General features: G+C 70.3%; 24 protein-coding genes. 14 read left to right on the forward strand and 10 right to left on the reverse strand.

Features of this window, described 5'->3' with window-relative positions; all coding sequences use genetic code 11:
- Positions 1-6 precede the first annotated feature (6 nt).
- The 5 genes from ASD56_RS03845 to ASD56_RS16545 all read left to right on the forward strand — a co-directional run bounded on the left by ASD56_RS03845 (position 7) and on the right by ASD56_RS16545 (position 4,072).
- Positions 7-642 carry a metal-dependent transcriptional regulator gene (locus tag ASD56_RS03845; RefSeq protein ID WP_055961392.1) on the forward strand — a complete coding sequence of 212 codons (636 nt, stop codon included), beginning with the start codon at positions 7-9 and terminating at the stop codon, positions 640-642.
- A 242-nt stretch (positions 643-884) separates the two neighbouring features.
- Complete coding sequence (locus ASD56_RS03850; RefSeq protein WP_157535755.1) at positions 885-2,462, forward strand: hypothetical protein; 1,578 nt, start codon at positions 885-887, stop codon at positions 2,460-2,462.
- Positions 2,463-2,562: 100 nt separating this feature from the next.
- Entirely contained in the window at positions 2,563-3,372 is an 810-nt protein-coding gene (locus ASD56_RS03855) for an HAD-IIA family hydrolase (protein WP_055961396.1), read from the forward strand.
- The gene (locus ASD56_RS03860) at positions 3,372-3,944 is read left to right on the forward strand and encodes a YdeI/OmpD-associated family protein (RefSeq protein ID WP_055961399.1); all 573 of its coding nucleotides are present in this window, start codon (positions 3,372-3,374) and stop codon (positions 3,942-3,944) included. The genes ASD56_RS03855 and ASD56_RS03860 overlap by 1 nt, the downstream gene beginning before the upstream one ends.
- On the forward strand, positions 3,941-4,072 hold the full coding sequence (locus ASD56_RS16545) for a hypothetical protein (protein WP_268777892.1): 132 nt from the start codon (positions 3,941-3,943) through the stop codon (positions 4,070-4,072). Before ASD56_RS03860 ends, ASD56_RS16545 begins: the two co-directional genes overlap by 4 nt.
- Before the next feature lie 91 nt (positions 4,073-4,163).
- On the opposite strand, the gene pyrE is transcribed toward ASD56_RS16545, so the two are convergent.
- Both pyrE and ASD56_RS03870 read right to left on the reverse strand, forming a co-directional pair.
- The gene (pyrE, locus tag ASD56_RS03865) at positions 4,164-4,742 is read right to left on the reverse strand and encodes an orotate phosphoribosyltransferase (RefSeq protein ID WP_055961402.1); all 579 of its coding nucleotides are present in this window, start codon (positions 4,740-4,742) and stop codon (positions 4,164-4,166) included.
- 62 nt (positions 4,743-4,804) lie between these two features.
- Complete coding sequence (locus tag ASD56_RS03870; RefSeq protein ID WP_235565507.1) at positions 4,805-6,205, reverse strand: D-alanyl-D-alanine carboxypeptidase family protein; 1,401 nt, start codon at positions 6,203-6,205, stop codon at positions 4,805-4,807.
- A gap of 97 nt (positions 6,206-6,302) precedes the next feature.
- On the opposite strand from ASD56_RS03870, the gene ASD56_RS03875 reads away from it, so the two are divergent.
- On the forward strand, positions 6,303-7,142 hold the full coding sequence (locus ASD56_RS03875) for an exodeoxyribonuclease III (protein ID WP_055961408.1): 840 nt from the start codon (positions 6,303-6,305) through the stop codon (positions 7,140-7,142).
- Positions 7,143-7,229: 87 nt separating this feature from the next.
- Here the strand turns inward: ASD56_RS03875 and ASD56_RS03880 are convergent, their stop codons facing one another.
- The 5 genes from ASD56_RS03880 to ASD56_RS03900 all read right to left on the reverse strand — a co-directional run bounded on the left by ASD56_RS03880 (position 7,230) and on the right by ASD56_RS03900 (position 11,727).
- On the reverse strand, positions 7,230-9,200 hold the full coding sequence (locus ASD56_RS03880) for a DUF5979 domain-containing protein (RefSeq protein ID WP_055961411.1): 1,971 nt from the start codon (positions 9,198-9,200) through the stop codon (positions 7,230-7,232).
- 115 nt (positions 9,201-9,315) lie between these two features.
- Positions 9,316-9,951 carry a dihydrofolate reductase family protein gene (locus ASD56_RS03885; protein WP_055961414.1) on the reverse strand — a complete coding sequence of 212 codons (636 nt, stop codon included), beginning with the start codon at positions 9,949-9,951 and terminating at the stop codon, positions 9,316-9,318.
- A 10-nt stretch (positions 9,952-9,961) separates the two neighbouring features.
- Positions 9,962-10,666, reverse strand: a complete 705-nt coding sequence (locus ASD56_RS03890; protein ID WP_055961416.1) for a winged helix-turn-helix transcriptional regulator — start codon at positions 10,664-10,666, stop codon at positions 9,962-9,964.
- Positions 10,667-11,104, reverse strand: coding sequence for a VOC family protein (locus ASD56_RS03895; RefSeq protein WP_055961419.1), 438 nt, complete (start codon positions 11,102-11,104; stop codon positions 10,667-10,669).
- Positions 11,105-11,154: 50 nt separating this feature from the next.
- Complete coding sequence (locus ASD56_RS03900; RefSeq protein WP_055961422.1) at positions 11,155-11,727, reverse strand: NADPH-dependent FMN reductase; 573 nt, start codon at positions 11,725-11,727, stop codon at positions 11,155-11,157.
- A 135-nt stretch (positions 11,728-11,862) separates the two neighbouring features.
- Between ASD56_RS03900 and ASD56_RS03905 the strand changes: the two genes are divergently transcribed.
- Both ASD56_RS03905 and ASD56_RS03910 read left to right on the forward strand, forming a co-directional pair.
- A complete protein-coding gene (locus ASD56_RS03905; protein ID WP_055961426.1) occupies positions 11,863-13,125 on the forward strand; it encodes a sensor histidine kinase in 1,263 nt (420 codons plus the stop codon).
- 5 nt (positions 13,126-13,130) lie between these two features.
- The gene (locus ASD56_RS03910) at positions 13,131-13,793 is read left to right on the forward strand and encodes a response regulator (protein WP_055961430.1); all 663 of its coding nucleotides are present in this window, start codon (positions 13,131-13,133) and stop codon (positions 13,791-13,793) included.
- Positions 13,794-13,911: 118 nt separating this feature from the next.
- Here the strand turns inward: ASD56_RS03910 and ASD56_RS03915 are convergent, their stop codons facing one another.
- Positions 13,912-14,481, reverse strand: a complete 570-nt coding sequence (locus ASD56_RS03915) for an NADPH-dependent FMN reductase (protein WP_055961433.1) — start codon at positions 14,479-14,481, stop codon at positions 13,912-13,914.
- A 207-nt stretch (positions 14,482-14,688) separates the two neighbouring features.
- On the opposite strand from ASD56_RS03915, the gene ASD56_RS03920 reads away from it, so the two are divergent.
- Together ASD56_RS03920 and ASD56_RS03925 are read left to right on the forward strand one after the other, a co-directional pair.
- Entirely contained in the window at positions 14,689-15,573 is an 885-nt protein-coding gene (locus ASD56_RS03920) for an ABC transporter ATP-binding protein (protein ID WP_055961436.1), read from the forward strand.
- Entirely contained in the window at positions 15,570-16,676 is a 1,107-nt protein-coding gene (locus tag ASD56_RS03925) for an ABC transporter permease (RefSeq protein ID WP_055961440.1), read from the forward strand. Before ASD56_RS03920 ends, ASD56_RS03925 begins: the two co-directional genes overlap by 4 nt.
- Positions 16,677-16,768: 92 nt before the next feature.
- Here ASD56_RS03925 and ASD56_RS03930 read toward each other — a convergent pair whose 3' ends face one another.
- Both ASD56_RS03930 and ASD56_RS03935 read right to left on the reverse strand, forming a co-directional pair.
- Positions 16,769-17,980 carry an acetyl-CoA C-acetyltransferase gene (locus tag ASD56_RS03930; RefSeq protein ID WP_055961444.1) on the reverse strand — a complete coding sequence of 404 codons (1,212 nt, stop codon included), beginning with the start codon at positions 17,978-17,980 and terminating at the stop codon, positions 16,769-16,771.
- Between the two features lie 65 nt (positions 17,981-18,045).
- On the reverse strand, positions 18,046-18,582 hold the full coding sequence (locus tag ASD56_RS03935) for a winged helix-turn-helix domain-containing protein (protein ID WP_082541234.1): 537 nt from the start codon (positions 18,580-18,582) through the stop codon (positions 18,046-18,048).
- A gap of 57 nt (positions 18,583-18,639) precedes the next feature.
- On the opposite strand from ASD56_RS03935, the gene ASD56_RS03940 reads away from it, so the two are divergent.
- The 4 genes from ASD56_RS03940 to ASD56_RS03955 all read left to right on the forward strand — a co-directional run bounded on the left by ASD56_RS03940 (position 18,640) and on the right by ASD56_RS03955 (position 23,153).
- The gene (locus ASD56_RS03940; RefSeq protein WP_055961447.1) at positions 18,640-20,064 is read left to right on the forward strand and encodes an MFS transporter; all 1,425 of its coding nucleotides are present in this window, start codon (positions 18,640-18,642) and stop codon (positions 20,062-20,064) included.
- Between the two features lie 74 nt (positions 20,065-20,138).
- A complete protein-coding gene (locus ASD56_RS03945) occupies positions 20,139-21,299 on the forward strand; it encodes a type III polyketide synthase (RefSeq protein WP_055961450.1) in 1,161 nt (386 codons plus the stop codon).
- A complete protein-coding gene (locus ASD56_RS03950) occupies positions 21,296-22,027 on the forward strand; it encodes a methyltransferase domain-containing protein (protein WP_055961453.1) in 732 nt (243 codons plus the stop codon). Before ASD56_RS03945 ends, ASD56_RS03950 begins: the two co-directional genes overlap by 4 nt.
- A complete protein-coding gene (locus ASD56_RS03955; RefSeq protein WP_055961456.1) occupies positions 22,020-23,153 on the forward strand; it encodes an FAD-dependent oxidoreductase in 1,134 nt (377 codons plus the stop codon). The genes ASD56_RS03950 and ASD56_RS03955 overlap by 8 nt, the downstream gene beginning before the upstream one ends.
- Positions 23,154-23,210: the final 57 nt, after the last annotated feature.

The raw sequence follows: 23,210 nt of genomic DNA on the forward strand, positions 1-23,210 counted from the left end.
GACGAGGTGGCCTCTCCCGCGATCGACGACTACCTCAAGACGATCTACCACCACACCGAGTGGCAGACCGAGCCGATCACGCCGTCGCAGCTGGCCGGCGAACTGGGGCTCGCGCCGTCGAGCGTCACCGAGATGGTCCGCAAGCTCGCCGCTCAGGGCCTCGTCACGCACCGTCCGTACGGACCCATCACGCTGACGGATGCCGGAGCGCTCCGCGCCGCCGCGATCATCCGCCGCCACCGCCTCATCGAGACCTGGCTGGTCGGCGAGTTCGGCTACGCGTGGGACGAGGTGCACGACGAGGCCGAGATCCTCGAGCACTCGATCAGCGACCGCCTGCTCGAGGGCATCGACGAGCGGCTGGGCCGGCCGCGGTTCGATCCGCACGGAGACGCGATTCCGGATGCCGCCGGCCAGGTGCAGCGCGAGCCGTTCGTGCTGCTCGCCGCCGCCGCCGCTGGTCACACCGGACGCGTCCTGCGGGTGAGCGACCGCGACCCGGCGCTGCTGCGCGCGGTGGAGGCGGCCGGGGTCGAAGTCGGCGCGGAGGCGACCGTGCTCGAGGGGCCGGGGCTGCGCGTCGGCGGGTCGGACATCGCTCTTCCGTCCGCCGCGGCCGACGCCGTCTGGCTCAGCGCGTGAGGGCGTTTCCCATCCCCTCTTGACATGGCTCCATCCCGGGTGGAGGATCCGCGGTGGGGAGTCCTCTGGGGAGGATCTGACCGCTCGGATGGGTCCGGGCGCGTCACGGATGTCGTGGGCATCCGTACTTTCGGCACGGACGGACGGGGGAATCGAACGCGTGCCGCGTCCGACCGCGACGACAGGTCTCACTCGATGACGAGGGCCTCCATCAAGGGGGATCCATCACCATGGAGGGGAACATGTCCAGAAGAACAGTGGCGATCGCGCTGGGGTCAGCGCTCGTCGCGGCGGGGTTGCTGGCAGCGCCGGCCGCATCCGCCGACATCCGCACCGGAAGCGCAGAGACCGAGTGTCAATCGGCCGGCTTCGACACCGGCGTCAAGCTCGACACCGGGGCTCCCGGTTCCTACGAATACGATGGGATCGGGCCCTGGGAGCCGGACGGCAAGCCCATCATCCTCAGCGTCACCATCACCGACAGTCACACCTTCGCCTGGACAGCCGCGCCGTCGATCGAGGCCGTCCTTGTGAAAGCGGGATCGGTGCACATCGCCTATCCGGGCGGATCCGCCGGCGGCGGAGACCTTGTCGCGGACCACGACCACAAGAACGGAATCAGTCACCTCACGTTCTGCTGGGGCGACGACCCGTACGACCCGTACGAGGAGCTCACGGTCACGAAGACCGTCGAGACCTCGTATGTCAGGGACCACGACTGGTCCCTGAGCAAGAGCGCGGACCCCGCCGAGGTGTGGCTGTACGCCCCCGGCGGCGCGGGGTCGGGATCGGCCGACGTCGACTGGACCGTGATGGTCGGGTATGACGGAGCGACCGACTCGGGTCACACGGTGAGTGGAATCGTGACGGTCGAGAACACAGGCAGTGCGGCGGCGGCGGTCACCGACCTCGTCGACACGATGACGACGGATGCTCCGCACGAGATCGCGCTCGACTGCGGTGAGGTCGACCTCAGTGGCGACGCTCTCGTGATCCTCGCGGCCGGAGACTCGTTCTCGTGCGACTACTCGATGGCGACGGCCGGCCCGGTGTCGGGCTCGAACACCGCCGTAGCCACGACGGTCAGCGGCGGTTCCTACAGTTCGGGCGCTGAGCCCATCGCATGGGGAGACCCTGTCGAGGAGTCCGACCGGACCGTGACCGTGACGGATGTGAGCGACGTGGGCGGAACGCAGGACGCCTCGTTCACCGCACCCGACGGCGGCAGCATCGATTACTCCGACACCTTCACGTGGTCGGACTACGAGACCTGCGGCGACCACGTCTACGACAACACCGCGACACTGACGAGTGAAGGCTCGGATCCATACGAGCCGGCCGTCGTGCTGGACGAGGTCACCGAGTCGGTCACGGTGCACGTGCAGTGCCTCGTGTTCGACGGCGAGACCGCATGGGCGGCCAACGCCGGACCGGGAACGCTACCGTACAACATCAAGAAGGGCGGCAACTGGGCAACGTACGTCCAGTACCCGAACACGGCTCCCGTGGTGAAGACGTACAACGTCTACGCCGGGCAGAACATGCTCGCCGGCACAGCGACAGTGAGCCCGACCGTCGGTGGCAAGGTGACGGTGACGGTCGACCTGATGGGCGACTGGGAGTTCGCGGAGGTCGCGTCCAACATGAAGATCCAGACGTACTCGAGTGCGCCGAGCGGCAACCCGTCGCCCGGATTGTTCGCGTACAAGACGACCTGCATGACGGATCCGTGCACGTCCGGCCCCATTCCGGTCGCCAAGTACTACGGAATCCACATGGACGTCGGCGTCTGGGTCCCCGACCCGGGGTTCGGACTCTGACGAACGAGCGTTGAACGCCTGCGGGGAGTCGGTGACGGCTCCCCGCAGTCGTGTCCGACGCACGACTCAACTGTTCACGTGACGCCCCTAGGCTGGGCGCATGCGTACCCGGGCAGAGATCGAGTGCTGGCTGACCGACATGGACGGCGTGCTCGTGCACGAGAACACGCCCATCCCCGGAGCGTCCGCGCTGCTGGAGCAGTGGCGCGACACCGGGACGCCGTTCCTCGTCCTGACGAACAACTCGATCTTCACGCCGCGCGACCTGAGCGCGAGGCTTCGCGCGTCGGGGCTCATCGTGCCCGAGGAGTCGATCTGGACGTCGGCCCTCGCGACGGCGGACTTCCTGCGGTCGCAGATGCCCGGCGGCACCGCGTTCGTGATCGGCGAGGCCGGTCTCACGACGGCGCTGCACGAGGCCGGCTTCATCATGACCGAGACCGACCCCGACTACGTCGTCGTCGGCGAGACCCGCAACTACTCGTTCGAGGCGATCACCAAGGCCATTCGCTTCATCGGCGCGGGCGCGCGGTTCATCGCGACCAACCCCGACGCCACGGGTCCGTCGATCGATGGCGTCCTTCCCGCGACGGGCGCGATCACCGCGCTCATCACGAAGGCCACCGGCATGGAGCCGTACGTCGTCGGCAAGCCGAACCCGATGATGTTCCGATCGGCGCTCAACCGCATCGGCGCCCACTCCGAGAACACCGGCATGATCGGCGACCGCATGGACACCGACGTCGTCGCCGGCATCGAGGCCGGCCTGCATACGATCCTCGTGCTCACCGGCATCAGCGATCCCGCCGAGATCCAGCGATACCCGTTCCGGCCCGACGAGATCCTCAACTCGGTCGCCGATCTCCTGGTCACCGAACCCATCGAGAGCGAAGAGGCGGACATCCTCTGATGGGAGCCCTCGACGACGGCGAGAAGGTGGAAGCACCGGATGCCGCGACCTGGCGCGCCTGGCTGGAGGCGAACCACCGCACCTCGAAGGGCGCCTGGCTCGTGCGTCCGCGCAAGGACTCGGGGCTGACACTCGTCGGCTATGAGGACGCGATCCGCCACGCCCTGTGCTTCGGCTGGATCGACGGTCCGGTGCGCACGTTCGACGCCGAGCGCGGGGGCCTGTGGTTCGCGCCGCGCCGGCCGTCCAGCGGCTGGGCCGCCACGAACAAGGCGCGGCTCATCGAACTCGAGGCCGCGGGTCTCATGACCGAGGCCGGCACCCGAGCGGTCGAGCTGGCCAAGGCGAACGGATCGTGGACCGTGCTCGACAACGCCGAGGCGATGATCGAGCCCGACGATCTCGTGGCCGCCCTGGACGCAGAGCCTGCGGCCCGGACTGCCTGGGACGCGTTTCCGCCGTCGGCCCGCAAGATCGGCATCGCCGCGGTCGACTCGGCGCGGCGTCCCGAGACGCGTGCGGCGCGCATCGCGAAGGTCGTCGCGGATGCCGCGGAGGGGAAGCGCCCATGATCATCTCGGAGCTCGAGCGGAACCTGCTCTTCGCGGTGTCCACGCTCATCGTGCTGGGCACGCTGACCGTGTTCATCTGGCAGCTCGTGCGCAGCCGCAATCGCGACCGCGACGACGACCAGGGCTGAGCCTCCTGCCGCCGAGTGCGGCACTTTCCGGCGAGCGCTGCGTCGCGCGACGGCGCGCTCGCAGGAAACTGGCGCGCTCGCGAAGCGCGGGCTACTGCGGGGCGAGCCCGAGGTCGTCGAGGTCGATCGCCGCGAGCCACTGCAGGCCCTCGGCCTCGACCGCGGCCTGGGCGCCGGTCTTGCGGTCGACGATCACCGCGACGGCGATGGGCTCGGCACCCTCGCGGCGCAGCGCCTCGACGGCCTTGAGCGCGGACTGGCCCGTGGTCGAAGTGTCCTCGAGGACGACGACGCGCTTGCCCGCGACATCCGCTCCCTCCACCTGACGACCGCGACCGTGGTCCTTCGGCTCCTTGCGGACGACGAAGGCGTCCAGCGGCTCAGGCGTGCGCGCCGACTCGTGCATGACGGCGTTCGCGATGGGGTCCGCGCCGAGCGTGAGACCGCCGACCGCGACGATGCCGTCGACGCCGCGGACGAGGTCGAGCATGATGCGGCCGATCGCGGGCGCTGCCCGATGGTCGAGAGTGAGCTTGCGCATGTCGACGTAGTACGTCGCCTTCTTGCCACTCGAGAGCGTGAAGTCGCCGTGGAACACCGCCTCGGCCTTGATCAGCGCGATCAGGTTCTGGCGGTCGGACTCGAGCTCGGGCGTGGAGGCGGCGGTCATGGGTTCGAGTCTATTGATGCGGCTCGGTCGTGACCGAGCCTGCGTCGTCGCCGAAACCGGACCTACCCGCCGAGCTCCGCGGGGTGGGTGAGCCGCCACCAGTCGGTGGGGGGCTCGATGTCGCCCTTCACGACGATGTCGACCGTCTCGGTGTGCGGGCCGGCGGTCCAGGTGATGCTGCCCGCCACTTCACCGTCCGCGTAGCTCTCGGGAGCCGTGGTGTCCATCTCGACCGTGATCGCGGTGTCGGACCACGTGAAGATCGACGCGTCGCGGGCCAGCACCAGGTCGGCGGTGCCACCCCAGGCGGTGGTGAACGAGCCCACCTGCTGGCCGCGTGCGGCGAGCGGGACGTCATGGAAGCCGGCGCGGATGCTGTCGAGCTGGGCGAGCACGTCGGCGTTGACCGACTCGCGGGATGCCCCGCCGAGCACCACGCCGATCACGCTGAGACGCTCGGCGATGCCCGGCTCGACCTCGACGTCCACGAGCGCCGAGTACAGCAGATTGTGCGTGCCGGGGCCGAGGTTGCCGGTTTTGAGGCCGGTGATGCCGCCGGTGCCGAGCAGCGCGTTGGTGTTGAACATCCGGTCGTACCCGTCGAACGACAGCGACGGGGTGGCCGCGATCAGGGAGATGACCGGGTCCGCCGACGCCAGCTTGCCGATCGCGATCAGGTCCGTCAGCGTGCTCGTGTTGCGGGCGCTCATCCCGGTCGGTTCGACGATGGTCGTGCCGGTGAGTCCACGGGCAGCGAGCCAAGCTCGCGCCGCTTCGAGGAATCGCCCCTGCGAGCCGAACGCCCACGTCGAAACGGCCTCGGCGTAGTTGCTGGCCGACGGGACGAGCATCGTCGCCAGCGCCTGGCGCTGCGTCATCGTGCTGCCCGTGGGCATGGCCGCGATGGTGGCCCCCATCACGTAGTACTTGTCGTAGAGGTCGTTGTCGGCCTCGCTGAAGGTGAGGGTGGGGCCGGGGTCCGTCGCGTGCGCGAGCGGCTTGGCGTCGAGGATCACCATCGCGGTGATCAGCTTCGTCAGACTGGCGAGCGGGCGGGGCTCGTCCGTGCCCGTCGTCGACCAGATCCCGCTCGCGCCAGGGCCGAGATACTCGTCGCCACCGCTCACGCTGATCGCCGACGCGGCCGCCGACGGGACAGCGAGGACGGCGGCGGGCGCGGGCGTCACACCCGGAGTCTGCGAGGTCTCGACGGGCGCAGCCAGCGGAGCGTTCAATGCCCAGCCGGTGTAGCCACCCGCAGCCAGCAGCAGCACGGCGATGATCGCGACGGTGATGAGCAGAGCGCGCCTGCGGCGACGACGACGGGCCGCCCGGACCTCGGCCTGGGCTCCGGCGTCCGGCTCGGGCATCTCGTCGCGCATCAGCTCCGTGAGGTCGGCGAACTCGTCCGGCGCCTGCTGATCGGTCGTCATCGAGGCGCGGCCGGTCGGAGCATGATTCACTTTCTCATGCCGGGCGGGGGCAGGACGGGCGTGATCCCGCGCTGTGGACAACCGCGGGCGCGCGTCCACGTCGCACGCCGCGCCTAGGCTTGATCCCATGCGTCTGGCCACCTGGAACGTCAACTCGATCCGCGCCCGCGTCGACCGGATCGTCGACTTCGCGGTGCGCGAGCACATCGACGTGCTCGCCATGCAGGAGATCAAGTGCAAGGTCGAGCAGTTCCCGTTCGAACGGTTCGAAGAGGCGGGGTTCCACGTCGAGGCCCACGGCTTCTCGCAGTGGAACGGCGTTGCGATCGCGAGCCGCGAGCCGGTCGAGAACGTCCGCACGGCCTTCCCCGGAATGCCCGGCTTCGAGAAGGGCGTCGAGTCCCTGGATGCCCCGCAGGAGGCACGCGCGATCGGCGCCACCGTGGGCGGTGTCGAGGTCTGGAGCCTGTACGTGCCCAACGGCCGCGCGCTCGGCGACCCGCATTACTTCTACAAGCTCGACTGGCTGGCAGCGCTCGAGCAGTACACGCGCGAGTCGCTGATCGCCGACCCCGACCTGGCGCTCGCACTGGTCGGCGACTTCAACATCGCACCGACGGATGCCGACAACGGCGTGCCTCAGATCGTCCAGGGCTTCTCGACCCACGTCTCGCCGCCCGAGCGCGAGGCGTTCGCCGCACTCGAGCGAGCCGGCCTGCTCGACGTCGTGCGCCCGTTGGTGCCGACCGGCTTCACGTACTGGGACTACAAGCAGCTCCGCTTCCCCCGCAACGAGGGGATGCGCATCGACTTCATCCTCGGCTCACCTGCGGTCGCGAATGCCGTCACCGGCGCCGTGATCCACCGCAACGAGCGCAAAGGCGAATTGCCCAGCGACCACGTGCCGGTCGTGGTCGACCTCGACCTCACAGGGCCGGACGACGACGACCGCCCGATGATCTTCTAGTCGCCGCGTCCGGGGCGCCGCGCGTGCGCGACGCGCCCGTCGGCCCGGCGTGTTGTGACGACCCGAGGCCCCGAACCGCGTCCGACGTCAGCTCAGACGACGACGCTTAGCCGCGGCGAATGCGAGCCCGCCGACGAGCAGAAGGATCGCCCCGATGAACGTCGTACCCGCGACGTCCACTCCGGTCGCGGGGAGGCCCGAGTCGCTTCCGCCACCGGCGCCACCGCCACCACCGCCACCGGAATCCTCCGGAGCGTAGGTGTTCGTCGCCGTGACCGCCGTGACCGTGTCGGCGCCGATCGTCACCGAGCTCGGCGAGAACGCGACGCCGACGAAGTCGAAGCCCTCGGCTTCGGGTGCCGTCACCTCACTGAAGGTCACGACCGTGCCGACCGGCAGATCCGTCGGACCGTTGACCACGCCGCCGGTGGCGGGAAGCTGGAACACCTGGCTCGCCGGCACACCACCCACCGACCACGACGCCGTCACCTCGAACACCGTGCCGTCGGGGAAGTCCGCCGCTGTCACCCCGCTGAGTGCCTTCTGCAGCGAGAACCCGCCCGTCTCGACGGGCTCCGGCGCGTAGGTGTTCGTCGCTGTGACGGCCGTGACCGTGTCGGCTCCGATCGTCACCGACGTCGGCGAGAACGCGACGCCGACGAAATCGAAGCCCGCGGCATCCGGCGCGGTCGCCTCAGTGAAGGTCACCACCGTGCCGACCGGCAGATCCGTCGGGCCCGCGACCATGCTGCCGTCGACGGGAAGCTCGAACACCTGGCTCGTCGGCACATCCTCGACCGACCACGACGCCGTCACCTCGAAGACCGTTCCGTCGGGGAAGTCCGCCGGCGTCACGCCCACCAGCGCCTTCTGCAGCGTGAACCCGCCCGGCTCCACCAGTGAGCAGGGGAGCAGACCGAGGAAGAGGTTCGTGTGGATCTCCTCGCCGTTCTGGAGCGCACTGAACGAGGAAGCGATGAGCTGGCCCTCGAACTCCTTCCCGCCCTCAGCGGACGGCGGGAAGATCACGTGGGCGTCGGGCGCGTAGATCGACCCGCGCACGGGGCGATCAGGCGCGACGATGGTGACGTCTCCGGTGATGTCGCTCAGATCGAACAGGAGGTAGCTGATGCCTTCGTTGCCGGGCGCGTCCTTCCCGGCATTCGCATAGGAGGGCAGAGTGAGCACGCCGCCCACGACGTCGGCCGGCGAGACCTTGACGATCAGAGGTGCCTGCGCGGAGAAGCTGGACATCGTGAAGACGTTCGCGTCTCCCAGCCCGGCCCACAGGTCGACGAGGGCGATCTGGTTCGGACCGGATGCATTGAGCGCGACGTTCGGCGTGCCGCCGGGCACGACGTTCGGCGCGACGTAGTCGGTCTCGGAGAGGAGCGCGGCACCGGTGTCTTCGGGGAAGTACGCCCCGAAATCCGTCAGCGCGGTGTCGAAGGTCGCCTCACCGGCGCCGCCGTTCCAGAGCTGCGCCCGGGAATCGAGCTGTGGGCTCTGGTTGCCACCGGTACTCGGGTAGTACGTCGTGCCTGCGCTGTCGAAGGACGGGCCGAACACGTAGCCCGCGGGGGTCGTCTGATCGATGATCTTGGCGCCGCCGACGGGCAGGCCGTCCTGGACCTGCACCTGGACGATCTTGGGCGTCGCCGGGTCGCTTGCGAACCGGTTCAGCAGGACGCGATTGTCGACCCCATCGATCTGCGGAAGGTCGTAGTCGGCGTTCCCGCCGATGCCGCCGTGGTAGATGGGGTACTGCAGGTTCGCGTTGCCGCGAGGGTCCCCGAAGGTCGCCGTCCCCCCGATCGCCAGCGTCCCCTCGATCTCGGGGTTGGAGAGGATCGCGTCGCCGGTCGTGTAGATCGTGTACGCCGCCTCGGACCCGAGAGGAACGGACGCCCCCATCGGATTGGCACCCGCGGGCGTGCACTCGTTCGCGATCGCCGCGGTCGGCGCGCCGATGACGACGACACCCGCCGCCAGCACCATGGCGCCCACGGAAAGCACCGCGGCCGAGCGTGCACGGATCAAGCGTCGACGAAGCGACATGTCCCTCCCCAGGGTCAGCGCTCCGGGCGAGATCATCGTCTGCAGATGCGGAGCGCTCTTCGAACCTAACCGGGCACGACGGAATTCGCTAGTTGGCCTAACAACCTAAGGCGCTTCAGACGCCGCGGTCTTCGGCTCCCATGTCTCCGGTCGCCGGAACGCCGGGCAGCGGGCCGTAGCGCAGCAGGATCGCGCCCTTCTGCGACACCACGGGCGGTGCGAGCAGCTCCAGGTTCGCCGGTGCGGCCCCGTCGGGGAACACCTTCTTCCCCTGGCCGAGCACGATGGGGTAGACCCACAGCACGAGCTCGTCATAGAGCTGCTCGGCGAGCAGGGTCTGCGCGAGATCGACGCTGCCGATGATGTGGATGTTCTCGTGCCGGGCGCGCAGCGCGTCCATCTCCGTGCGCAGGTCGGGGCCGAGCTGCGTCGTGCCCGCCCACTCGAGGTTCAGCGTGCCGCGCGAGGCGACGTACTTCGGCACGCGGTTGAACACCTCGGCGATGGCGTTATCGGGACCGGTGTGATGCGGCCAGTACGAGGCGAAGATGTCGTACGTGCGGCGGCCGAGCACCAGCGCATCGAGGTCGGCGATCCCGGCGCCGACGGTCTCGCCGACGAGATCGTCCATGAGCGGCGCCTGCCAGCCGCCGAAGGGGAACCCACCGCTCGGGTCCTCCTCCGGCCCACCCGGCGCCTGCGCGACGAGGTCGAGGGTCGTGAACAGATCGATCTGGATGAGGCCGGGCATGGTATTCCTTTCAGGCGGCGAGCGCCGAATCGCCCGCGGGGTCGATGTGGAAGGTCGCTGCGAAGCGCTCGAGCAGCATCGCGTCACCCGAGACGACGGCGAGCACGTCCTGGTCGATGGCTTCTGCAGGGGTCAGTTCACCGGAGATCACCCGACGGATGCCGGGACCCGCCGCGATGACGACGTCGGGCTCCCCCACCGGGATCTTCCCGCCGACGGGGGGCGCGGGCGGCGCGAGCTGAGCGATCCGCAGCTCCACGCCCTCGACCTGCACTCGCAGCGCGACATCCCCGACGTGCACCTCGTAGTCCGCGGGCGGCAGCGAGGCCGCGGCATCCGCTCGGAATGCCGTTCGCAGCGCCATGGTCAGCGAGTCGGGGGTCACGATGTCGTCGGGCCCGGGATCGCCCATCTGCGCGAAGCCCCACCGTCCGAGCGCCAGCACGATCGGCTCGAGCCGGCGGCCGTACGGCGTGAGCTCGTACACGAGACCGCAGTTCAGCAGCGGCACGCGGCGGACGACACCGCCCTCCTGCAGCTCCTTGAGCCGCGTGGAGAGGATGTTCGTGGGGATCCTGGGCAGTCCCTGCTTGAGGTCGGTGTAGCGGCGCGGCCCGACGAGCAGATCGCGGACGATGAGCATCGCCCACCGTTCGCCGATCAGCTCGACGGCGGTCGTGACGCCGCAGTACTGCCCGTAGCTGCGCGAGGCCATCTAGGCCTTGGCCTGCTCCGCCAGGTAGACGTCCGGCCCCTGCTCGGCCGCCTGCGGCTCCATGAAGACGAACTCGATGCCGTTGCCGTCCGGGTCCTCGAGGTCGCGGCTGTACATGAAGCCGTAGTCCTTGGCCTCGCCGGGCTCGGTGCCGCCGTTGGCGACGCCGGCCTCGACGATCGTGTCGACGGCCTCGCGGGAGTCGCGGCTGATCGCGATGAGCACCTGGGCGTGCGTGCGCGGGTCGACGATCGGCTTGTCGGTGAACGTGGCGAAGTACTCCTTGGTGAGCACCATGAACTGGATGTTGTCGCCCCAGACGACGCACGCGGCGTTCTCGTCCGTGAAGAGCGGGTTGATGTCGCAGCCGAGCGCCGTGTAGAACGCCTTCGACTTCTCGAGGTCTGCCGTGGGGATGTTGACGAAGATGTGGGTCATGGGAGTGATACTTGCAAAAAACAACCTCGCTTGTCAATAGCAAGCAGGATCTAGGTCGTCAGCGCGATGAGGTCGCGGAAAGCCTGCAGGAACTCGGTGAGGAACTCTCGAGTCGAGGCGTTCGTCACCGTCCCGTCGTCGGCGATGAGTCCGTCCTCGTAGTGGAGGTAGGCCTCAGGGTCGCCGAGGACCAGCGCCCCCTGCGAGATCAGGATCGCCTTCAGGTGGTTCTGCGCGACGGCGGTCGAGATGTCGCCCTCGCTGGTGCCGGTCACCGCGGTCGGGCGCCCCGGGAACGAGCTCTCGCCGTCGGGCCGCGACGCCCAGTCGATGGCGTTCTTGAGCACGCCCGGGATGGAGCGGTTGTACTCCGGCGTCACGAAGAGGAGGCCGTCGGCCTCGTCGATCGCGCGCTTGAACGCCCGGCCCACCTGCGGGTAGTCCTGCGGCGACTGCATCTCGGCTCCGAAGAACGGCAGGTCGCCGATCTCGACGTCGTTCAGCCGCAGTCCGGCGTCGTGGGCGAGGCCGGTGAGCGCGTTGGCGAGTCGGCGGTTGAGCGACGGCTGTGAGACGCTGCCGACGATGAGGGCGACGGTGTACGGATCTTGGGTCGTGGTCATGGCTGCTCCTGTCGTCGTCATCCATCCCATGCCGGTGGCCGCGATCCGGCCACCCCCTTGTGCTGAGCGCCCAGGGCGGGCAGGGTCCGCCTCACGGGGGATGCCGCGCCCCGCCCTCCCCCGTAGCGTGGAGGGATGTCCGACACGACCTCTGCCCGGCGACGCGAGCGCCCGTCGCCGAGCCAGCTGCGAAACGATGTCTGGCTCGCGCTGGCGCTCCTCCTCGGGGCGGTGCTGAGTGCCGCGCTCGGGTCGGTCGCCGGCTTCTACGGCGACGACACCTCGCAGGACATGCGGTGGGTCCTGCTCTACTCGTTCGGGCTCACTGCTCCCCTGGCCGTGCGGCGTCGCCTTCCGGAACTCGTCGCTGTGGCGGTCGCGCTCGTCTTCTTCGCCGGCGTCACCTTCCGCATCCCCGAGGTCTACGTCGGCAACATCGCGCTGTTCATCGCCATCTATACGGTCGGCGCCTGGGTCGACAGCCGCCGCCGGGCGATGTACGTCCGCATCGGGATCATCGTCGGGATGTTCGTGTGGCTCCTGGTCACGACATTCCAATCGGCCACCGCCCCGACCGACGACGGCCTGTCCCGCGAGGGCCTCTTCTCCCCCTTCGTGGCCTTCATGCTCATCCAGTTCCTGATCAACGCCGCGTTCTTCGGCGGGGCGTACTACATGGGCGACCGCGCCTACGCGGCGGCGCTCGAGCGGGGCGCGCTCGAAGAGCGCACGCGCGAGCTCGAGAACGAGCGCGAGGTCACCGCGGCGCAGGCCGTCGCGCTGGATCGCGTCCGCATCGCGCGCGAGCTGCACGACGTCGTCGCCCATCACGTCTCGGCGATGGGCGTACAGGCAGGTGCCGCGCGGGCGGTGATGGACCGCGATCCCGAGGCCGCGCGCGGCGCGCTCGCCGGGATCGAGACATCCGCTCGCTCCGCTCTCGAGGACCTCCGGCACCTCCTCGAGACCCTGCGCACCCCCGACGGCGATCCGCCGAACGCCTCGACCGTCAGCCTCGCCGGCCTCGCCGAGCTCGCCGCCCACGCGACCGAGAACGGCCTGCCCACGACCCTGACCGTCGTCGGCGAGGAGACGCCGGTGCCGGACCTCGTCCAGGTGAACCTGTACCGCGTCGCGCAGGAGGCGCTCACGAACGCACGCCGCCACGGCGGACCGGATGCCGCGGCCGACGTCCGCCTGCGCTACGACGCCGACGCGGTCGAGCTCGAGGTCGTCAACTCCGGGCGGGTCGCCCCCGCGCTGCGACCGGGCCTCGGCCTGGTCGGGATGCGCGAGCGCGCCGCTGCGTCGGGCGGAACGCTCGAGGCGGCCCCGCGTGCGCGCGGCGGATTCCTCGTACGACTGAGCGTCCCGCTGGCCGAGCGGGTCGGCGCGTGAGCGGGATGCCGATCCGCGTGCTCCTCGCGGACGACCACGCGGTCATGCGCGCGGGGTTCCGCATGATCCTCGAGTCCGCGGACGACATCGAGGTCGTCGGCGAGGCCGCCACGGGCGTGGAGGCGGTGGCCGCGGCATCCGCTCTGCACCCCGACGTGGTGTGCATGGACGTGCAGATGCCCGACATGGACGGGCTCGAGGCGACCCGGCGGATCGTCGCCGACCCGGCCGTGCTGTCAGCCGTCGTGATCGTGACGACCTTCGACCGCGACGACTATCTCTTCACGTCCCTGTCGGCGGGCGCGAGCGGGTTCCTGCTCAAGAACGCCGGCCCCGAGGAACTCATCAGCGCGGTGAGGGTCGCGGCCGCCGGCGATGCCCTGCTCGCGCCCGAGGTCACCCGGCGCGTGATCGCGAGGTTCACCGACGCCGAGCCGGCGTCGGGAGCCGCCCGGACGGCGACTCCCGACGGGATGCCCGAGCTCACCGAACGCGAGAACGAGGTGCTCCAGCTGGTGGCGCAGGCGATGAGCAATGCCGAGATCGCCGAGCGCCTCTACATCGGCGAGGCCACGGTGAAGACGCACGTGTCGAACCTGCTGCAGAAGCTCGGCGCCCGCGACCGCGTCGCCGCGGTCGTCTACGCCCACCGCCACGGCATCGCGTAGGCGCGTTTCGTCTCGGTCGCTGCGCTCCCTCGCTCAACGACCGAAAATGTGCCGGTCGTTGAGCGAGCGAAGGTTCACCGGTCGTTGAGCGAGCGAAGCGAGACGAAACGCCCCCGACTCAGGCCGCGACGGGGACCTGCGCGTAGCGGTCGACGAGCGCGCCGAAGGCCTCGAGGTACCCGACGAGGAACTCGGCGGTCTGGTCGTTGGTGACCTCGCCGGAGTCGGTGAACAGACCCGGCGTGGTCTGCACGTAGCCCTCGGGCTGACCCAGCGTCGGAGCGTTGTAGTGGCTGAGGATCGCCTTGAGGTGCTGCTGGGCGGCGGCGGTCGCGATGCCGCCGGCAGAGGTTCCGATCACTGCGGTGGGCTTGCCGTTGAACGAGCCCTGACCCCACGGTCGCGCGGCCCAGTCCAGGGCGTTCTTCAGCACGCCGGGGATGGACCGGCTGTACTCGGGCGTGACGATGATCACGCCGTCGACGTCGTCGATGGCCTGCTTGAAGTCCCGGGCCACCTGGGGATAATCGGCGTCGAAGTCCGGGCTGTAGAAGGGGAGGTCCTTGATCGGGATCTCGACCAGGGTGGTGCCCTCGGGCGCGAGACGCTCGAGCGCCTTCGCGAGGCGGCGGTTGATCGACGTCGACGAGATGCTGCCGACGATGTAGCCGATGGTGCGATCCGACATGTGAGTTGCTCCTTGAAAACAGAAAGGTCCCCAGTGGGGACCACCGTGGACGTTCCATTCACGTGAACGCACCGGCAGCCGATATCTATTCCCGTGCATACGAATGCGACCGAGGATGGAAAGGATTCCGCCCTGCGGGGGAGGCGCGGGCGCCCGGTCATCCCTAGCGTGGAAGCACACGGGGGACGTGGACACAGGAGGAGCACGATGCTGCAGCTGACCGGGATCACCAAGAGCTACGGAGGGCGACGGGTGCTCGACGATGTCGCGTTCGACGTCGTGCCGGGCCGCCTCACCGGATTCGTCGGCGGCAACGGCGCCGGCAAGACCACGACGATGCGGATCGTGCTCGGCGTGCTGGGCAAGGACGCCGGCACGGTCACCCTCGACGGCGCCGAGGTCACGGCATCCGACCGACGCCGTTTCGGCTACATGCCCGAGGAGCGCGGGCTCTACCCGAAGATGAAGGTGCTCGAGCACATCGTGTATCTCGCGCGGCTGCACGGCTTCTCGAAGACGGATGCCGCGGCCCGCGCCACCGCGCTGCTCGAGCAGCTTGGACTCGGCGAGCGACTGAACGACAACGTCGAGACGCTCTCCCTCGGCAACCAGCAGCGCGCGCAGATCGCCGCCGCTCTGGTGCACGATCCCGAGGTGCTGATCCTCGACGAGCCCTTCTCGGGCCTCGACCCGCTCGCCGTCGACGTCGTCGCCGGCGTGCTGCAGGCCCGCGCCGCGGCCGGGGCGGCCGTGCTCTTCTCCTCGCACCAGCTCGACGTGGTCGAGCGGCTGTGCGACGACCTCGTCATCATCGCGGGCGGGACGATCCGGGCGGCCGGTGCGCGCGACGCGCTGCGCGCCAAGCACTCCACGCGGCGGTTCGAGCTCGTCTCGACCGGCGACGCCGGGTGGCTGCGCTCCGAGCCCGGTGTGGAGGTCCTCGACTTCGACGGCGGCTACGCCGTCTTCGACGCCGACACCGACGACACCGCGCAGCGCGTCCTGCGCCGGGCCGTCGACCAGGGCGACGTCGCCAGCTTCGCCCCGCAGCATCCCACCCTCGCCCAGATCTTCAAGGAGGTCATCCAGTGACCGTCTCGACCCGTAACAACGCTCCCGCCCTCGGCACCGCCCAGGGGATCTGGCTCGTCGCAGAGCGCGAGATCGGCTCGAAGCTGCGCAGCAAGGCGTTCGTCATCTCGACGGCGATCCTTTTCGTCGGCGCCCTGGCACTGGTGCTGTGGGGCGGCTTCTCGGCCGCCAACGCCACCGGCACCCCCGTCGCCGTCACCACGGACGCCACGCAGTTCGTCGCGAACGCCCAGGGACTCGACGTCACCGAAGTGGCGGACCGCGCCGAGGCCGAGGCGCTCGTCTCGGATGGCGAGGTCGACGCCGCCATCGTGGCGGACGCCGGCTCGCCCGTCGGCGTGGCGGTGATCGCCGAGTCGGACGTGCCGACGCAGCTCATGCTGCAGCTCGCCGTGACGCCGCCGGTCGAGCTGCTGAACCCCGAAGAGGGCAACGCCGCGATGGGCTACGTCGCCGCCATCGGGTTCGGCGTGGTGTTCCTGTTCGCCGCCTCGATGTTCGGCGGCACGATCGCGCAGAGCGTGGTCGAAGAGAAGCAGACCCGCGTCGTCGAGCTGCTCATCTCGGCGATCCCGGTGCGCTCGCTGCTGGCGGGCAAGGTGATCGGCAACACCGTCCTCGCCATGGCGCAGATCCTGATACTCGCCGCGATCGCGATCGTCGGGCTGACGGTGACGGATCAGACCGCCCTGCTGCAGGGCCTCGGCGGTCCCATCGCCTGGTTCGCGGTGTTCTTCCTGTTCGGGTTCATCCTGCTCGCGTCGCTGTTCGCGGCTGCGGCGTCGATGGTCTCGCGCCAGGAGGACATCGGCTCGACCACGACCCCGCTCACGATGCTCGTGATGGCGCCGTACTTCCTGGTGATCTTCTTCTTCGACAACCCGCTCGTGCTGGGGATCATGTCGTACGTGCCGTTCTCGGCTCCAGTGGGCATGCCGATGCGCCTGTTCCTGGGCGAGGCGCAGTGGTGGGAGCCGCTGCTGTCGCTCGCGATCCTCATCGCGACCTGCGTCGCGGCGATCCTCGTGGGCGCCCGCATCTACGAGAACTCGCTGCTGCGCATGGGCGGCCGCGTGAAGCTCTCGGAGGCGCTCGCCGGCTGAGCGTCCCCGGTCGTTGAGCGAGCGCAGCGAGACGAAACGCGTGACGCACGTTTCGTCTCGCTCGCTGCGCCCCCTCGCTCAGCGACCGGGTCTTACAGCCTTTCGACGACGGTCGCGACGCCCATGCCGCCGCCGATGCAGAGGGTGGCCAGGCCGTAGCGGCCGCCGCTGCGCTCGAGCTCGTCGATGAGGGTGCCGAGGATCATCGCCCCAGTCGCGCCGAGCGGGTGGCCCATCGCGATCGCCCCGCCGTTGACGTTGACGCGCTCGTGCGGGAAGTCGTCGAGGTCGCGCATGAGGCGCAGCGCCACGGAGGCGAAGGCCTCGTTGATCTCGACCAGATCGATGTCGTGGATGCCGAGCCCGGCCCGCTCGAGCGCCAGACGCGACGCGGGTCCGGGACCGGTGAGCATGATCGTCGGCTCGGTGCTCACGACGGCAGCGGAACGGATCCGTGCGCGGGGCGTAAGCCCGTGGCGCTCCCCCGCCGCCTCGCTGCCGACCAGCACCAGCGCGGCGCCGTCGACGATGCCCGACGAGTTGCCGGCATGGTGCACGTGGTCGATCGCGCCCGCTTCGGGGTAGGCGCGCAGCGCGATCTCGTCGAAGCCCGAGCGCCCCATCTCGGCGAACGCCGGCTTCAGCGCCGACAGCGTCTCGACGCTCGTGCCGGGGCGGATGGTCTCGTCCCGGTCGAGCAGCACCGAGCCGTCGGCGGCGCGAACGGGGATCACGGACCGGTCGAAGCGGCCTTCGGCCCACGCGCGGGCCGCTCGCTCGTGGGATGCCGCGGCGAAGGCGTCGACGTCCTCGCGGGAGTAGCCCTCCAGCGTCGCGATGAGGTCGGCGCTGATGCCCTGGGGAACCCCGTCGGGGGTCACGGCGGCAGCGGTCTCCTTCGACCACGGCCCGCCGTCGCTGCCCATCGGCACGCGGCTCATCGACTCGACGCCGCCGGCGAGGAAGAGGTCCTCCCAGCCGGAGCGCACCCGCGCGGCGGCCTGGTTGACGGCCTCGAGTCCCGAGCCGCAGAAGCGGTTGAGCTGCACGCCGGGCACGGTGTCGGGCAGTCCTGCGGCGAGCGCCGCGACCTTGGCGATGTCGGACCCCTGGTCGCCGATCGGCGTCACGCAGCCGAGGACGAGGTCATCGATTCCGGCGGGATCGAGGTGCGGGTGCCGCTCGCGCAGCGCTGCCACCAGCCCGACCACCAGCTCGTGGGGCTGCACGCCGTGCAGCGACCCCGTCGCTTTGCCGCGGCCGCGAGGCGTGCGCACGGCGTCGTATACGAACGCCTCGGTCATCGCGTCTCCTTCGACTCGCTGCGTCAATCGTGCCACTCCCGCAGGGACCTGGGCCCGGTCGCGGGTTACCGGGGAGCGGGCGGGTTGCGGTCGGGGTGGAGCGCGATGAACAGCGAGTACGTGTCGCCGTCGGCGTCGGGGCCTCGCTGCTTGAACTCCTGCACCAGGTCGTAGAGCCGCTGCTCGAGCTCCGCCTTGTGCGCCGCGTCGAGTTTCAGCCCCATCCACGTCGTGTCGAGCTCCTCGTCGGTGAGGCCCTCGATCTGCTGTAGGAACGTCTCGACGAGCACGGTGCTGCCGCCCGGCATCGAGGTGCGCCAGGACAGCCCTGTCGCGCGGTACGGGACCTCGCGCGCCCCCTGTGCGCCGGTGCGCTCGGGATCGGATGCCAGGTAGCCCGTCTGCACGAGCGTGCGGACGTGGTGCAGCATCGTGCCCGGGTTCACGCCGAGGAGCTCGGCGAGCTCCTTGTTGGTGCGGGCCTCGAACGCGCAGAGGCGGAGCACGCGCAGCCGCAGCGGCGAACTCAGTGCGCGCATGCGCGCCTCGGCTTCGGGATCGCCCGGCCGCAGCTCGATGCGCTCCTCTGTGTACTCCACCACGGGTCCAGGCTAGACCAGTGATTGACAATTCTCAATCGGTCACCGAAACTGATTGGCATGTCTCAATCACCAGAGCAGGACGGCGTCGCCGATGTCGACGACGATGTCCTCGCCGAAGCCCGCGCCGAGGCCGCCGGGACCTCCACCGCCGCCCGCGCAGACGCCGGTGCCGACGCGGATCAGCCGGATGCCGAGCAGTCGGCAACGGACACCAAGGGCTCGCTCTGGCGCGACCGCAACTTCCTCACCATGTGGGGTGGGCAGACGCTGAGCCAGTTCGGCGCGCAGATCACCGAGCTGGCCGTGCCCGTCCTCGCCGTCCTGCTCCTCAACGCCACCGAGTTCCAGGTCGGCGTCCTCAACGCCGCCAATGTCGCCGCGTTCCTGCTCGTCGGACTCCCGGCCGGCGCCTGGATCGACCGCATGCGCAAGCGTCACGTCATGATCGCCGCGGATCTCGTCCGCGCCGTCGCGCTCGCCCTCGTCCCGCTGCTGTGGGTGGCCGGCCTGCTGCAGATGTGGCAGCTAATCGTGATCGCCGCGATCGTCGGCATCGCCACCGTGTTCTTCGACGTCTCGTACCAGAGCATCGTGCCGTCACTCGTACGGCCGCATCAGATCGCCGAGGCGAATGGCAAGCTCCAGTCCTCGTACGAGATCGCGAACATCGCCGGACCCGGCTTCGGCGGCTGGCTCATCGGCGTGATCACCGCGCCGCTCGCCGTGCTCGCCACGGCCGGCACCTACGTGATCTCGGCGATCGCGCTGATGTTCACGCGCGACCGTGAAGCGGTCCGTCCGGCCGAAGACCGTGGCCCGATCCTGCGCGAGATCTGGGAGGGCCTCCACTTCGTCTTCACCGAGAAGCTGCTGCGCCGGATCGTCGCCACGACCGGCACCTCGAACTTCTTCAACACGGTCTCGACGACGCTGCTCCCGCTGTTCCTTCTGCGCGAACTCGGGTTCTCGCCCGCGGCGCTCGGTCTGATCTTCTCGCTCGCGTCCATCGGCGGCCTGCTCGGTGCCATCGCGACTCCTCACATCGTGAAGCGGATCGGCGAGGCACGGGCCATCCCGATCAGCGCGATCGGCTTCAGCATCGTCGCCTCGCTCCTGCCGGTGGCCGCGCTCGTGCCGGAGTTCGCCTTCCCGCTCCTCGTGGCGCAGTTCTTCGTCGGCAGCTTCACGGTGCTGCTCTACAACATCACGCAGGTGACCTTCCGGCAGCGGATCACACCGGCCCGCCTGCTCGGGCGCATGAACGCCTCGGTGCGCTTCGTGGTGTGGGGCGTCATGCCGATCGCCGCGCTGCTCGCCGGCGTCCTCGGCGCGTGGCTGGGCGTCGTGCCGGTGATGTGGATCGGCGCCATCGGCCAGCTCTTCTCGGCGTGCTTCGTGGTGTTCGCACCCTTCTGGACGATGCGAGAGCTTCCCGACGCGCACACGAACGCCGGAGCGAACGCTGGCACGACGGAGGACTGACCGAATGCGAGCATGACGACGCCGGTTCGCGCAAGTCTGCCCTCTGAGCATCCCGGGGATGGTTGAGTGTCAGCATGAGCGCGCGCATCGTCTCGATCGGCACCGCGGTTCCGCCGACCCGCGTCCCACAGGAGCGGGTCCGCGACTTCTTCGCGGGCCAGCCCGGAGTGGACCGCCTCACCCAGCGCCTCATCCGCGCGGCCTTCGACGCCGCCGCGATCGACCAGCGGCACACGGTGCTCACCGAGCTCGCCGACCTGGGTGAGCCGGTCCTGGCGGGGGACGGACCGTTCGTCGATCCCTCCGGAACGCTGCGCCGGCCGACGACCGGCACGCGCAACGACATCTACTCCCGGGTGACGCCGGGCCTCTGCGCGCAGTCCGCTCGGGTCGCGCTCGAGGACGCGGCGGTGGACGCGGCATCCGTCACGCATGTGATCACCGTCTCGTGCACCGGGTTCTTCGCCCCGGGTCCGGACTACCGGCTGGTGCGCGACCTCGGGATCCCGACCACCGCGGAGCGCTACCACCTGGGGTTCATCGGCTGCGCTGCGGCGCTTCCGGGCATCCGCCTCGCCACCCGCATCGCGGCGGCCCAGCCCGAGGCCGTGGTGCTGGTGGTCTGCGTCGAGCTCTGCTCGCTGCACATCCGCCCCTCCGCCGACCCGCAGCAGATCGTGGCGGCATCCGTCTTCGCCGATGGTGCGGCGGCCGCGGTGATCACCGCCGACCCCTCGGTCGGAAGGCCCGGCGGCCTTCACCTCGACCGCTTCACCACCGCTCTCACGACCGAGGGCGAGAGCGACATGGTGTGGACGATCGGCGACCACGGCTTCGAGATGACCCTCTCGGCCGAGGTGCCGCGCATCGTCGGACGCGAGATCCGTGGGGCCGTCGACCGGTTCCTCGGCGACGATGGACAGCCCGACGCCTGGGCCGTGCACCCGGGCGGGCGAAGCGTGCTCGACCGGGTCGAGGCCGGCCTCGAACTCGAGCCCGGTGCGATCGACGCCTCCCGCGAGGTGCTGCGCGAATACGGCAACATGTCGAGCGCGACGATCCTGTTCATCCTCCGCCGCCTGCTGCTCGACGACTCGATCGGCGACGGATCCCGGGTCGCCGGTCTCGCCTTCGGCCCTGGGCTCACCGTCGAGTCGGCCCTCATGACGAAGCGGGTGCCGGTGCGCGCCGACGCCTCCGCCGGTGCCGTGACCGCCGCCGCGGGACGCGCATGACCCTGGCGGTCCGCGACCTCGAGCTCGAAGAGCTCATGGACGACCCGCACTGCGACCCGGCGCGGCTCGAAGCGACCCTGCGCCGGTTCGGCACGATCAACCGACTCGTGTCGGGCTGGGGCACCGTCTACCGTGCGACGCTCGCACCGCACCTGCGGTCGCTCGGACGTCCGGCGCGTGTGCTCGACCTGGGGTCGGGCGGCGGCGACCTCGTGCTGCGGCTCGCCGGGCTCGCCGCGCGCGACGGCCTCGAGGTGGAATGGGTCGGCGTGGATCCCGACCCGCGCGCGCACGCCGTCGCGACCGAGAGCGCGGCGCCGCCGAACGTCCGGTTCCGGTGCACGGATGCCGCGACCCTCGTCGCGGCGGGTGAGGCGTTCGACGTCGTGCTGTCCAACCACGTCCTGCACCACCTCGGCCCGCAGCTCGGCGGATTCCTCAGCGAGTCCCGGCAGCTCTCGCGCGGCCTGGTGCTGCACGCCGACATCGAGCGCCGCCGGCTGGCGTACGGGCTCTACGCCGTGGGGATCACGCCCTTCGCCCCCGGAACCTTCCTGCGCACCGACGGGCTCCGCTCGATCCGGCGAAGCTTCACCCGGGCCGAGCTCGCACTCGAGCTCGACCGGCACGGCGGCAGCGAGTGGTCGGTGCAGCGCCCGGTCCCGTTCCGGCTGGTCGCCGTCGGGCAGGGCAGGGCCGACGGCCCACGCGGAGCATCCGGTGCCTGACGTCCTGATCGTCGGCGCCGGACCTGTCGGGCTGCTACTCGCAGGCGAGCTCGCACGCCGGGGAGTGGACGTCGAGATCCTCGAGAAGCGCCCGGCGATCGGCGGCGGCACGCGCGCGATCGGCGTGCACGCCCCCGTGCTCGCCGCGCTCGAGGAGTCGGGCGTGACGGAGCGGCTGCTCGCCGGCGCGACCCGGGTTCCGCGGGGCGAGGCGCGGTCGGCGGGCCGGCTGCTCGGCGTGGTGCGGTTCGACCGGCTGTCGGCCCGGTTCCCGTTCGTGGCGACCCTGCCGCAGGCCGCGACCGAGGCGGTGCTGGCAGCGGATGCCCCGACCCCGCGCCGTGCGACGACCGTCACCGCGGTCGTGCGGCGCACAGACGGCGGGCGCGTCCGGCTGGAGGGCGGGCTCGAGCTCACGGCGCCGATCGTCGTGATCGCCTCCGGCTGGAGCGGGCGCGACCTCGCCTACCGTCCCGGCGCCGTGCCGGTGCGGCAGTACCGCGATCGGTATCTCATGACGGATGCCGCGACCGGCGCCCGCGCGGACGCCGAGCTCGCCGTGGTGCACCTGGACGCGCACGGCGTGCTCGAGTCCTTCCCACTTCCGGGCGGCGTGCGGCGCTTCGTCGCGTGGGACCGACCCGGCGCGGACCCGGGCCCCGAGGCGAGGACGGCCCGGCTGCGGGCGGCGCTCGAGGCGCGCGGCGAGGGCCACGCCGCCGCGGCCGTCACGTCGGCGACCTCGTTCGGCGTGCGCCGGGTCGTCGCACCACGGCTGCGCAACGGCCGCGTGCTCGTGGTCGGCGACGCCGCGCACGAGGTCAGCCCGATCGGCGGCCAGGGCATGAACCTCGGCCTGCTCGACGCGGCCACGCTCGCGCCGCTGCTGGCGACCTGGGTCCGCACCAGCTCGGCGCCGGACGCCGAGCTGCGCCGGTGGGAACGCGTTCGGGTCGCGTCGGCGCGCACGGCCGCAGGCCTGGCCGCGGCGAACACGGCGCTCGGGCGGCCTCTCGGTCCAGTCGGCGACGCGGTACGCCGCGCGACGGTGCGCGCGATGCTCGCCCCGCCGATGGGCGGCGTGTTCGCCCGCGCGTACTCGATGGGCTTCGACCGCAGCGCCTGAGCCTGACCCCGCCAGCCCGTCGAGTTGCCAGTCCGGGTCGCTTCGGCGCGCCGAGAC

Source organism: Microbacterium sp. Root166, assembly GCF_001427145.1.
Taxonomy (GTDB): Bacteria; Actinomycetota; Actinomycetes; order Actinomycetales; family Microbacteriaceae; genus Microbacterium.

Bases quoted from the DNA above. Each gene is read 5' to 3' on its own strand.
- ASD56_RS03915 (WP_055961433.1), bottom strand. From the start codon at position 14,481: ATGTCGGATCGCACCATCGGCTACATCGTCGGCAGCATCTCGTCGACG.
- ASD56_RS03850 (WP_157535755.1), top strand. From the start codon at position 885: ATGTCCAGAAGAACAGTGGCGATCGCGCTGGGGTCAGCGCTCGTCGCG.
- ASD56_RS03950 (WP_055961453.1), top strand. From the start codon at position 21,296: ATGACCCTGGCGGTCCGCGACCTCGAGCTCGAAGAGCTCATGGACGAC.
- ASD56_RS03940 (WP_055961447.1), top strand. From the start codon at position 18,640: ATGTCTCAATCACCAGAGCAGGACGGCGTCGCCGATGTCGACGACGAT.
- pyrE (WP_055961402.1), bottom strand. From the start codon at position 4,742: ATGACCGCCGCCTCCACGCCCGAGCTCGAGTCCGACCGCCAGAACCTG.
- ASD56_RS03905 (WP_055961426.1), top strand. From the start codon at position 11,863: ATGTCCGACACGACCTCTGCCCGGCGACGCGAGCGCCCGTCGCCGAGC.
- ASD56_RS16545 (WP_268777892.1), top strand. From the start codon at position 3,941: ATGATCATCTCGGAGCTCGAGCGGAACCTGCTCTTCGCGGTGTCCACG.
- ASD56_RS03910 (WP_055961430.1), top strand. From the start codon at position 13,131: ATGCCGATCCGCGTGCTCCTCGCGGACGACCACGCGGTCATGCGCGCG.
- ASD56_RS03900 (WP_055961422.1), bottom strand. From the start codon at position 11,727: ATGACCACGACCCAAGATCCGTACACCGTCGCCCTCATCGTCGGCAGC.
- ASD56_RS03920 (WP_055961436.1), top strand. From the start codon at position 14,689: ATGCTGCAGCTGACCGGGATCACCAAGAGCTACGGAGGGCGACGGGTG.
- ASD56_RS03930 (WP_055961444.1), bottom strand. From the start codon at position 17,980: ATGACCGAGGCGTTCGTATACGACGCCGTGCGCACGCCTCGCGGCCGC.
- ASD56_RS03895 (WP_055961419.1), bottom strand. From the start codon at position 11,104: ATGACCCACATCTTCGTCAACATCCCCACGGCAGACCTCGAGAAGTCG.
- ASD56_RS03945 (WP_055961450.1), top strand. From the start codon at position 20,139: ATGAGCGCGCGCATCGTCTCGATCGGCACCGCGGTTCCGCCGACCCGC.
- ASD56_RS03875 (WP_055961408.1), top strand. From the start codon at position 6,303: ATGCGTCTGGCCACCTGGAACGTCAACTCGATCCGCGCCCGCGTCGAC.
- ASD56_RS03860 (WP_055961399.1), top strand. From the start codon at position 3,372: ATGGGAGCCCTCGACGACGGCGAGAAGGTGGAAGCACCGGATGCCGCG.
- ASD56_RS03855 (WP_055961396.1), top strand. From the start codon at position 2,563: ATGCGTACCCGGGCAGAGATCGAGTGCTGGCTGACCGACATGGACGGC.
- ASD56_RS03880 (WP_055961411.1), bottom strand. From the start codon at position 9,200: ATGTCGCTTCGTCGACGCTTGATCCGTGCACGCTCGGCCGCGGTGCTT.
- ASD56_RS03890 (WP_055961416.1), bottom strand. From the start codon at position 10,666: ATGGCCTCGCGCAGCTACGGGCAGTACTGCGGCGTCACGACCGCCGTC.
- ASD56_RS03885 (WP_055961414.1), bottom strand. From the start codon at position 9,951: ATGCCCGGCCTCATCCAGATCGATCTGTTCACGACCCTCGACCTCGTC.